This is a genomic window from Halopseudomonas formosensis, assembly GCF_900115905.1.
Classification (GTDB): Bacteria; Pseudomonadota; Gammaproteobacteria; order Pseudomonadales; family Pseudomonadaceae; genus Halopseudomonas; species Halopseudomonas formosensis.
In genome coordinates, this window is record NZ_FOYD01000005.1 from 170,053 (window position 1) to 181,102 (window position 11,050).

General features: G+C 56.6%; 10 protein-coding genes and 1 CRISPR repeat array. All 10 genes read left to right on the forward strand.

The genetic code is table 11. The features are described 5' to 3' along the window. The first annotated feature begins 115 nt into the window (after positions 1–115). From BM046_RS09400 to cas2e, 10 genes are read left to right on the forward strand one after another with little or no spacing between them, the layout of a single operon-like run. Positions 116–1,138 (forward strand): helix-turn-helix transcriptional regulator, encoded by a 1,023-nt coding sequence (locus BM046_RS09400; RefSeq protein WP_177197832.1) that lies wholly within the window; start codon positions 116–118, stop codon positions 1,136–1,138. Positions 1,139–1,140: 2 nt separating this feature from the next. Then, positions 1,141–3,828, forward strand: a complete 2,688-nt coding sequence (locus BM046_RS09405) for a CRISPR-associated helicase/endonuclease Cas3 (RefSeq protein WP_090538846.1) — start codon at positions 1,141–1,143, stop codon at positions 3,826–3,828. A 22-nt stretch (positions 3,829–3,850) separates the two neighbouring features. Continuing rightward, complete coding sequence (gene casA, locus BM046_RS09410; RefSeq protein ID WP_090538847.1) at positions 3,851–5,386, forward strand: type I-E CRISPR-associated protein Cse1/CasA; 1,536 nt, start codon at positions 3,851–3,853, stop codon at positions 5,384–5,386. A 1-nt stretch (position 5,387) separates the two neighbouring features. Beyond that, positions 5,388–5,912, forward strand: a complete 525-nt coding sequence (gene casB, locus BM046_RS09415; RefSeq protein ID WP_090538848.1) for a type I-E CRISPR-associated protein Cse2/CasB — start codon at positions 5,388–5,390, stop codon at positions 5,910–5,912. A 28-nt stretch (positions 5,913–5,940) separates the two neighbouring features. Then, positions 5,941–7,065, forward strand: a complete 1,125-nt coding sequence (gene cas7e, locus BM046_RS09420) for a type I-E CRISPR-associated protein Cas7/Cse4/CasC (RefSeq protein ID WP_090538849.1) — start codon at positions 5,941–5,943, stop codon at positions 7,063–7,065. A gap of 3 nt (positions 7,066–7,068) precedes the next feature. Continuing rightward, positions 7,069–7,728 (forward strand): type I-E CRISPR-associated protein Cas5/CasD, encoded by a 660-nt coding sequence (gene cas5e / locus BM046_RS09425; protein WP_090538850.1) that lies wholly within the window; start codon positions 7,069–7,071, stop codon positions 7,726–7,728. Beyond that, positions 7,719–8,333, forward strand: a complete 615-nt coding sequence (gene cas6e / locus BM046_RS09430) for a type I-E CRISPR-associated protein Cas6/Cse3/CasE (RefSeq protein ID WP_090538851.1) — start codon at positions 7,719–7,721, stop codon at positions 8,331–8,333. Before cas5e ends, cas6e begins: the two co-directional genes overlap by 10 nt. Positions 8,334–8,352: 19 nt before the next feature. Next, positions 8,353–9,174: a KilA-N domain-containing protein gene (locus BM046_RS09435; RefSeq protein ID WP_090538852.1), complete on the forward strand. Its 822-nt coding sequence runs from the start codon at positions 8,353–8,355 to the stop codon at positions 9,172–9,174. Between the two features lie 40 nt (positions 9,175–9,214). Beyond that, positions 9,215–10,102 carry a type I-E CRISPR-associated endonuclease Cas1e gene (gene cas1e, locus BM046_RS09440; RefSeq protein ID WP_090538853.1) on the forward strand — a complete coding sequence of 296 codons (888 nt, stop codon included), beginning with the start codon at positions 9,215–9,217 and terminating at the stop codon, positions 10,100–10,102. Beyond that, the gene (gene cas2e / locus BM046_RS09445) at positions 10,102–10,401 is read left to right on the forward strand and encodes a type I-E CRISPR-associated endoribonuclease Cas2e (RefSeq protein WP_090538854.1); all 300 of its coding nucleotides are present in this window, start codon (positions 10,102–10,104) and stop codon (positions 10,399–10,401) included. Before cas1e ends, cas2e begins: the two co-directional genes overlap by 1 nt. A gap of 64 nt (positions 10,402–10,465) precedes the next feature. After that, a CRISPR array of direct repeats spans positions 10,466–11,049; the repeat unit is 30 nt; unit sequence AGTGTTCCCCGCACCTGCGGGGATGAACCG. Position 11,050: the final 1 nt, after the last annotated feature.

An 11,050-nucleotide genomic window follows, 5' to 3' on the forward strand; every position in this document is an offset into this window, starting at 1 on the left:
GGCATGTGATTTTCGGGCCCACAAGGATGTAGAGGGCAATGATCTGGCAACCCTTTGTAACGCGACAAAGAAATGCGCTGCCGATCAACCCTTCTCATACAAGCAGGTAAGAAGAATGGAAAATCTGCATCGTCTCTTCACACTGGACAGCCTGCTACGCAACAGCCGGCGGCCAGTCCCTCTGGATCGAATCCTCGATACCCTTGAGTGCTCTCGCGCTACATTCAAGCGCCTGTTGCAAACGTTGCGAACCGTCTACGACGTGCCAATCCATTACAGTCGACAGCAAAAAGGTTATTACTATGACGCCGAGGACAGAGTAAACATCCCAGGGGTGTGGTTCACTCAGAACGAGCTCTATGCACTACTCGTTATGCGCCAGCTGCTTGAGCGAAGCCAGCCTGGTGTACTGACTGAACACTTTCAGATCCTGGCCGAGCGCGTTGATAAATTACTGACGGCTGGTGGCCAATCGTTACCCATTCTGTCCGATCGAGTGCGCATTGTGCCGCTGGCTCACCAGCAGCTTAACCCTGACCTCTTCCAGACAGTTGCACGAGCAGTATTTGACCACCAGCGCTTGCGCATCCACTACCGGGACATTCACGGCAACCGGACGGTACGGAAAATATCGCCCCAGCGTCTGGTGTACTACCGCGACCACTGGTACCTGGATGCTTACTGTCATAACCGTGCTGCACTGCGTACTTTCTGGCTGGCAGGCATCAGCCAGGCTGACCGCCTGCAGGATGAAGCGCACCATCTTCCAGCAAATGAGTTGAACACGGCCGTTGAAGCAGGCTATGGCATTTTCGCAGGAGCTGCTCCACACACTGCCCATCTACACTTTACCGGCACCGCTGCCATGCGCGTGAAAGGGGCAGAATGGCATCCATCTCAACGTCAACGCGTGAACCCGGATGGCTCTGTAGAGCTCTGGTTGCCATACAGCGACAGCCGTGAACTCATCATGGACATTCTACGTTATGGCGCGGATGTAACTGTCCTTGGACCTCCGGAGCTGACGTCCTCGGTTATCCGCAGCTTGGAAGGAGCGCTCACAAACTATGGATCAGTAGCTCAACAGATGAGCCAGAGATCGAACAATAGTGTCAGTTCAGTCACCACAGGGCAGTGAGTATGAAATTCTCGGAAATGAGCCCGAGCGCACGCATCCTATGGGCAAAAAGCGGGGAACCGACAGGACATGGACTGCTCGCGCACCTTCTGGATGTCGCCGCTGTCGCGGAAACCCTGCTTGAGCGTGAAACTCCTGCCACGCGCGAGTGGGCTGCGCAGCAATTCGGCATCCCAGCAGCGCAGGTGCCACGCTGGATTGGCGCCTTGGTCGGGCTTCATGACTTCGGTAAAGGCATTCCAGGTTTTCAGGCAAAGTGGGAAGTTGGGCAACGCCTGGGCATGGAGGCTGGACTGGCATTCCCGGAGCACGCCTGCACCCACAATCGGCATGATCTGGCCACAGCCAACTTGCTGCGCGCCCCCTTGCAACAACTCATGAGCGGGAGTCTGAGCTGGGTCGCCCAAGCCGTGCAGGCTGTCAGTGCGCATCACGGTTTTCACTTTTCGAGTACAGAGGTGAATGCCGGAAAACCCTTGGGCGAACCTCCTGAGTGGCGTCGCGCTCGCCAGGAAATCCTGACAACTTACTGGCAACTCCTGATGCAGGAGCCCGCCTATCAGACTTCCCCCGCATCATCCGCGATGAGCTTGCCCGCTATCAATTGGCTTGCGGGTCTGACCAGCGCTGCCGACTGGATAGCGTCCAACCCCGAATGGTTTACCCTCGGAGAACGGCATGACGACCTACGGCATTACCATGATGATGCCAGGCAGAGGGCCACCCAGGCCCTGGATCAAATTGGCTGGCACAAGGCAGCCCCACTCCTGCATGAGCAACTGGCACCCAGCGACTTGCTGGAGCGCATTACCGGACGCACGGGGCTATCCATGCGTCCCCTGCAGGTGACGGGTGATGCCTTGCTGGAAACTGCCGATGGCCCTGCACTCCTGTTGGTGGAAGCCCCGATGGGAGAAGGCAAGACCGAGCTGGCGTTGCTCGCTCATCTTCGTCTACAAGCAACCAACCAACATCGCGGCCTTTATGTCGCCTTGCCTACCCAGGCAACCGGCAACGCCATGTTCAAGCGCGTCCTGACATTCCTCGACAGCTTCCGTGAAGGGCGGCTTGATATCCAGCTCGTACACGGCGGTGCAGTAATGAATGAAGAAGTGCAGCGTCTGCGGGGTATCAACGATTCAGAACAGGATAGTCTTGCCGCTTCTACTTGGTTCGCTCAGCGACGCCGACCCTTGCTGTCCCATTACGGGGTGGGCACCGTAGATCAGGCGCTGTTGTCGGTCATCAATGTCAAACATCATTTTGTACGCCTGTGGGGGTTGAGCAACAGGGTAGTCGTTCTGGATGAGGTGCATGCCTACGATACCTACACTTCCGGTCTGATTGTCACGCTGTTGAGATGGCTCAAGGCACTCGGCAGCTCTGTAGTACTGATGAGCGCCACGTTGCCAACCGCCCGCCGCAACGCACTTCTCGCCGCCTGGGGGGTACAACAGAGCACCATTCCCGAAATGGCATATCCACGGGTGATGCTGGCTGACCGTGCCGGCATACGAGGAACTCACTTCCCCGCACGCGCTCTTTCGCCGATTCATCTTCTGGCACTGGGTGAGAGCCTCGATGAGCTGGCAGGCAGGGCCATTGAGCTGGTTGCGGAAGGGGGCTGTGGTGCCATCATTGTGAATACGGTGGAGCGTGCGCAGAACCTGTATCTCGATTTACAAAACCGCCTGAACTCGGGAGGAGAGAGCATTCCGATACTCCTGATGCACGCCCGCTTTCCCGCAAACGAGCGCGCCGAGCAGGAGCAAAAAGTCCTGCAGCTATTTGGCCCATCCGGAGAACGCCCGCACAAAGCAATACTGATCGCCACTCAAGTAGCCGAACAATCACTGGATATGGACTTCGACTTCATGCTCAGCGACCTGGCACCCGTGGATCTGCTCTTGCAACGCGCCGGCCGCCTGCACCGCCACGACAGGCCAAGACCGAAACAGCACACGGACGCCAAACTATGGGTAGCAGGACTGCAACAGGAGCGTCTACCCGATCTCAAGGAAACCGCTTGGGGTTACGTTTATGACGCCTACATCCTCGGGCGCACCTGGGCCTTGCTTGGCAAAGAGCTGAACAACGAACAGGGATTGCAACTGCCAGGGGACATAGATCGCCTGGTGCAAAGCGTTTACGATGATGGCGAACTACCCAGCGACCTGGAAAGCGCCGCTCGCGACTGTATAGAGACCGGGTTCTACGGCGAGTATCTGGCCCAGATAAACAACCACCGCCAGCGAGCCCAGAACATTGTCATAAATGAAAACAGCGAACTACAAGACGCTTACCAGGGCAAACCGCGTGGTAATGACGAGGGTGATGACGGGGTTGGTCTGCAAAACGTCACCCGCCTGGGGAGTGAGTCCATCACCTTGATACCCGTAGAAGTTGGCGATGACGGCTGGCGTATCTACCCGGGAGAGACGCCTTTCCCACCCGGCGAGCCCGACTCCGAAACAGCTAGAAGGCTCTATGCCCGACAAATCCGTGTATCCCGCACCGCCATAGTCAAATATTTCACCGCAGACGCAGGCAAAGGCTCATCATTTGAGCCTGCACTTCTGCAGAATACCTACGCATTACCATTACAAGATGGGTGTTGCCGTATCGGCAAACTACTAATACGTCTGGACGGATCCTTGGGTCTTGTATATGAGACCCAGGATCAGGCTTGAACACCAAGACAGGGAGAGTTGTATGACACCAAGCTTCAACCTGCTGGACGAGCCCTGGCTGCCAGTACGCCTGCAAGATGGGCAGGTTCAAAACATGGGGTTACTGGAGGTCTTCGCCCGCAGCAACGACATTACCTCGCTGGCGGAGACGGCGCCCCCCAGCCTTGTGGCCCAGTACCGGCTGTTGCTCGCGATAACGCACCGGGCACTCACGCAAAGGCTGACTAGATGGACGGATACAGATCGAGCTCAGTGGTACCACAATGGTCTGCCACTGGATGTGATTCAGCATTACCTGGAACACTGGCGCGAGCGCTTCTGGCTATTTCATCAGGAGCATCCGTTCATGCAGGTGGCGGCACTGGCAGAATCACCGGAAACCAGAGACAAGAAAAAACCCTGGACACAGATTTCGCTGGCAGCCGCCAGCGGAAACACACCCGTCATGTTCGACCATGCTACGGACACTGCTCCGACAACTATCCGCTCCGCGGAAGCAATCAGAGCTTTACTGGGTTTCCTTCAGTTTACTCCCGGGGGCTTGGTAAAGGTTCTGCGCGCTTCGGACAAGGCCGGAGCATTAGCTAACAGTGCAGCAGCCTTACCCGTGGGCAACACCTTGTGTCAGACCCTGATTCTCGCCTTGCATGCCGCTCCCGCTGCTGCTGACGACTTGCCTGCTTGGGAACAGAGCCCGCCAACCATAAAACCGTTGCGAGACTCCCCCACCCTCGCGACAGGCCCTAATGATCGCTACACCCGCCTGAGCAGAGCAGTGCTGTTCATCAAGGAAGAGGACGACCATATACGCTGGCTGCACTTTGCCGCCGGTCTTGCTCTGGAAGAGGACACAAATGCGCCTGATCCAATGGCCAGCTACCGTGCCAGCAAGGATAAACTGATACGGTTGACGTTCAATGAGGGCCGAGCCCTATGGCGCGATCTACCCGTATTAGTGCCGACTGGCCGAGGTCAGGCCGCTGCCGTGCTCGATAGCGCCATCAACCTGCATGCTGCCATCAGCTTTGATGATGTATACCAGCCCGTCCTCGTTGCTGGTCTCTGCAGTGATCAAGCCAAATTGCTACGCTGGCGCGCGGAGCAGATAGCTCTGCCCTGCTCCTTGATTACCGAGCCAGACAAAGCGCAGTTCCTTGCGCTACAGATCGAAAGATCCGAGTCACTTTTTACCGATCTGCGCATCCTGGCCACCAGCATGTTGGCCGATACGCTACCCGACTCATCCAGCAAGGATACTCGTACTCGTGCCCGCTCGATCGTGGATGCCGGGCCGTTGGGAACAAGTTACTTCGCAGCCGCTGAGCGCAAGCTTTCACCTCTCATGGAGCTGATTGCAGGCGGCGACTTCGGCCTGGCCAACAACTACTGGAACACTGCTCTTCGCTCCAGCGCTCAGCAAGCCTGGCTGGAGCTCAACAAGGTCATGGGGCGCTCTGCCCAAGCCTTACGCGCCATGGCCAGATATGAAGGTCGCTTGCACGCGCTGCTGAACAAGCAGGTTCCCAGAGAAAAAGAACTGATCGAGACGGAGACGTGAGATGAGCAAACACCCAGCGAGTGAGCACGCTCAACGCTTTCTTTCCCACCTGCAGCGTCTGGACAGGGAGGCTTTAGCCAAGTTGCGGCACAGTCTGGCATTCGACCCCGGAACCTATTCACCTGCTTTTCCTTATGTCGAGCGTTTTGTCAGCAAGGAGGCGCACGAACGCGATGCGCGACGCCTGGCGCTATATGCAGTGGCGGGCCTGTTTGCTCGCCATCCCAGAACCGGCACGCAAGGATTTGCCAGCGCATTCGCAGAGCTTTTTCGCCACAGAAAAAGTGAGAGCCTGGAGAAGCGCTTTGTCGCCCTGCTGGCTGCTGATGCGGAGAACATTCACGACTATCTGCGCCAGGCTGTCAGTCTATTGGCTGCCGACGAGATACCCATGAACCACGCAACGCTACTGGATGACTTGGCGCTGTGGATGAACCCCTGGGCCGATCCGGATCGGCTCGACCGCCTACGCCAACGTTGGGCGCGCGACTTCTATCGCGTCATTGATACGTCAACTGAATCCTGAACCTGTCCAATTGAATAAGGAAATCACCATGAGCCTCTTTCTTGAGTATCACCTGATCCAGAACTTCGCCCCCTCCAACCTGAACCGTGACGACACCGGATCACCGAAGGATGCAATTTTCGGCGGACACCGTCGCGCCCGCATAAGCAGCCAGAGCTGGAAACGCTCAGTGCGACAGGACTTCGCTAACCTGCAACTGTTGCCGGAAAACCTGGGGGTTCGTACCAAGAAGCTGCAATCTCTTCTGGCAGATCGCTTGTCTGGCAAGGGGACAGACGAAGAGGTCGCCACCAAGATTGAGATCGCCCTGGCAGCTGCAGGCTTGAAGCTGGAGGAGAACGGCAAAACCCAATACCTGCTATTCCTCGGCGAGCAGGAGATTGCAGCCTTTGCAGAGCTGGTAGAGCAATACTGGGATTCACTGGTCGCAGGTGAGGCAAAAGGAAAAAAAGAAGCCAAAGCGGCACTACCCAAGGAGATCACCGATAAAGCCAAAGAGATCCTGAACGGTGGCAAAGCAGTGGATGTCGCACTCTTTGGCCGGATGCTGGCCGACCTCCCTAAAGCCAACCAGGATGCAGCTTGCCAGGTTGCACACGCCATAAGCACGCACCGAGCGGAGCGCGAATTCGACTACTTCACTGCTGTGGATGATAAAGGTGACGAAGATGAAACAGGAGCCGGTATGATCGGACAAGTGGAGTTCAACTCCGCTACCTTCTATCGCTACGCCGTACTTGATGCAAACAAACTGCTCGGCAACCTGCAGCAGGATCGTGAGCTCGCCTTGTCCGCCATCGAAGCCTTTACTCTCGCCATGGCCAGAGCCATTCCCAGTGGCAAACAGAACAGCTTTGCCGCACACAACCCTCCACAATTCATCGGTATCTGCCTACGCCGCACAACACCCCTGAGCCTGGCTAACGCGTTCGAGAAGCCTGTCAGAGCAACCATGGATACAAGCCTGTCGGAGCAGTCAGTAAAAGCACTCGCTGCCTACGAGGAGCAGCTCGCCAGCGTATACGGCTCCGACGATGACCAATGGATCTATCTCGATCTGACTGCACTCTGGGAAAAGGGCGCAAGCACCACCAACCTGAGTGAGCTTGCGCAGAAGGCGAAAGCTCTTATAGCTGCGCAACTGAAGGAGTAGGTCATGGCAACCCTGCTTCTCCGGCTTCACGGCCCAATGCAGTCCTGGGGTACTACCAGCCGCTTTGACGAACGTGACACACAACTGGAACCATCCAAATCCGGCGTGCTGGGCTTGATCTGCGCAGCACTGGGGAGGGATCGTGCGGCGCCTGTGGATGATCTGGCAGCGCTACGCATGGGCGTGCGAGTCGAGCGCGAAGGCGTTCCAATGCGTGATTACCAGACCGCAACCGGTCTGGTAAATGCTGCGGGCAAGGTTGATCGAGAGCGTACCGTTGTCAGCCCCCGCTTCTACCTGTCCGATGCCGTATTTCTTGTAGGACTGGAAGGCGAGCACGAACTACTACACCAAGTTCATAAGGCGTTGAAACAACCAGTCTGGCCGCTTTCTCTAGGACGTAAGAGTTTCGTGCCGTCGCTGCCTGTCTACCTGGAGGATGGCCTGAAGGATCAGGAACTGGAGACGGTATTAGGAACTTACGAGCTGCCAGGCTTTGAACGGTCAGCCAAGCAGCGCATTCTGCTTGAGCATGCCAATGAAGGCACAATACGGCTGGATCAGCCAGTAGCTCCCTTCACCCAGAGGCTTTTTGGGCCGCGATTTGTCAAAAGCATCCTTATGGATGATTTAGTTGGAAAGGGAGGACTGGTATGCATCTGAGCCGCCTACAGCTTGATCTACGCAGCGCCCAGGTAAGACGCGACCTGGCCGACCCCTACGAAATGCATCGGACACTGGTTCGGGCATTTGTCCAGGATGAGGCCCAGATCCCGCCCCGATTTTTGTGGCGTTTGGAACCGGTAAGCACATGGGCTGCACCTACATTGCTGGTGCAATCAAGCATGCAACCCGACTGGGCTGTTATAGAGCGTTTGCCCGGTTATGTGAAAGAGCCACCGGCAGTAAAGCAGGTGACTGTGGAATCCCTGCTACAGGAAAATGCTCGCTATCGTTTCCGCCTGCACGCCAATCCAACAGTTACCCGCAAAGGCAAGCGCTATGGACTGGTGACAGAGGACTCACAACTTGGCTGGCTTGACCGCCAAGGGCACAGACTGGGATTCAAAGTGGACACGGTGCTGATTACGGGCAGCGATATTCTGCGAAGTAGAGCCAATGGCAAGGATATTCTACTGCTGCAAGTCTGCTACGAAGGCGTACTGCAACCCGTTGATACCGGGGCCCTGGCCTCTGCGCTGTGTAATGGTATCGGCCCCGGCAAGGCGCTCGGGTGCGGCCTACTTAGCGTAGCCCGCGTATCCTGAGCAAAGTCGAGAGATAGCCATGAAAGCCAAACTGCAGGTACTGGAACAGGACATTGCCACCTACACCAAGGATGGCATGGAGTACATCTGCATTACGGATATTGCTCGCTACAAGGATAGTGACCGGACAGGTGTGATTATCGGCAACTGGTTACGCAACCGTAACACCATCGAGTTTCTAGGTATCTGGGAACAGCTTAACAATCCCGATTTTAAAGTCATCGAATTCGATGACTTTAGGAAACAAGCTGGCCTGAACAGTTTCACACTAACCACTAAGCAATGGATCGAGCAGACAGGAGCCATCGGTTTGATCTCCCGAGCAGGTCGTTATGGCGGCACCTACGCCCAACGGGACATTGCTTTCGAGTTTGCCAGCTGGATTTCGGTGGAGTTCAAGCTCTATCTGATCAAGGAATTCCAGCGTCTCAAGGAGCAGGAGTTCCAGCAGTTGGGCTGGGATATCCGGCGCAATCTGGCCAAGGTTAACTACCTGATCCATACCGACGCCATCAAGGAAAACCTGATTCCTGAGACCTTGACGTCACAACAGATCAGCCTGGTCTATGCCAGCGAAGCAGATCTGCTGAACATGGCCCTATTCGGCGTAACCGCTAGGCAATGGCTAGACGCCAACCCTGATCTGAAAGGGAATATCCGCGATCACGCCAATATCCACCAGTTGGTCTGCCTGGCCAATCTGGAGTCCATGAATGCTCACTTTATCGCCGAAGGGCTACCACAAGCCGAGCGCTTACAGCGGCTGAACAGGCTTGCCATTCATCAAATGCGCGTACTGATCGAGTCCGCGGCACCGTTACTGCCCGCTCAGAGTAACTGACATGAGTCGCACCCTGCTCCCGCCACTGAAGCCACTGCCCATGAAAGACCGTGTGTCCATGATCTTTGTCCAGTATGGCCAGATCGACGTACTGGACGGTGCCTTTGTCGTCATCGACAAGACCGGCATACGCACCCACATCCCTGTTGGCTCGGTTGCCTGCATCATGCTTGAGCCTGGAACACGCGTCTCCCATGCTGCCGTGCATCTGGCCTCTACAGTAGGAACGCTGCTGGTATGGGTAGGCGAGTCCGGAGTGCGATTGTATGCCAGCGGGCAGCCGGGCGGCGCACGGGCTGACCGCCTCCTATATCAAGCGAAGCTGGCCCTTGATGATGATCTGCGCCTCAAGGTAGTCCGCAAGATGTATGAGCTGCGCTTTCAGGAACCAGCTCCAGCGCGTCGCAGTGTTGAACAGCTCCGCGGTATCGAAGGGGCACGAGTACGAGAAACATACAAACTGTTAGCCAAGCAGTATGGAGTCGAATGGCGCTCTCGTAATTACGACCGCAATAAATGGGACGCAGCAGATATCCCGAACCGATGCCTCTCAGCAGCCACGTCCTGCTTGTATGGTATTACCGAAGCCGCTGTGCTGGCAGCCGGTTATGCGCCGGCCGTTGGTTTTATTCATACGGGAAAACCGCTTTCTTTTGTCTACGATATCGCCGACCTATTCAAGTTCGACACGGTAGTACCCTTGGCTTTCCGTGTCGCAGCCAAGTCACCCGCACACCCTGAAAGAGAAGTGCGACTGGGGTGTCGAGACCTATTTCGGTCGAGCAAGATTCTCGCAAAAATCATCCCTACTATCGAAGAAGTTCTGGCGGCAGGCGAGATATCACCACCCGAAGCCCCGCCGGAATCAGTTCCACCAGCCATCCCCAACCCGAACAGTATCGGCGACGCCGGTCATAGAGCCCAGTAATGAGCTTTCTAGTTGTAGTCACTGAAAACGTCCCTCCCCGTCTGCGCGGACGTATGGCCATCTGGCTGCTGGAAGTACGCGCAGGTATTTATATCGGCGATGTATCCAGACGTACTCGAGAAATGATCTGGCAACAGCTGAGCGAAGGACATGAGGATGGCAATGTTGTCATGGCTTGGGCCAGTAACAACGAATCCGGCTATGAGTTCCAAACCCTGGGTGCCAACAGACGCTTACCTGTGGAGTTTGATGGCCTCCGTCTAGTCGCTTTTCACCCAGTCGAAAACCCTGATCTTTAACAAAGAAAATTGGTAGATTTTTAGCTCCCGATTTTTCCCTTAGGAAACAGTCGGTTATGCTAAGAGTGTTCCCCGCACCTGCGGGGATGAACCGGAATTGACGGGGGCCCGCACAAGCGGTGGAGCAGTGTTCCCCGCACCTGCGGGGATGAACCGACCATGCTGCCGGACGGATCGGTGAGCATCGAGTGTTCCCCGCACCTGCGGGGATGAACCGGAATTGACGGGGGCCCGCACAAGCGGTGGAGCAGTGTTCCCCGCACCTGCGGGGATGAACCGACCATGCTGCCGGACGGATCGGTGAGCATCGAGTGTTCCCCGCACCTGCGGGGATGAACCGGGCAGGCTTCGGGGAATCTCTCGGAGATCGGCGTGTTCCCCGCACCTGCGGGGATGAACCGGTGTCGCCCCGGTCGCGCCATATCTGGTGCAGGTGTTCCCCGCACCTGCGGGGATGAACCGGTATCCGGCGCTGTCGAGAACAAGCTGTCGCTGTGTTCCCCGCACCTGCGGGGATGAACCGCACGACATCCTGGCCCGGGAGCCAGATCGCAAAGTGTTCCCCGCACCTGCGGGGATGAACCAGCTGGGTCTGACCGCGTTCTACGAGGTCACGGACGTGTTCCCCGCACCTGCGGGGATGAACCGA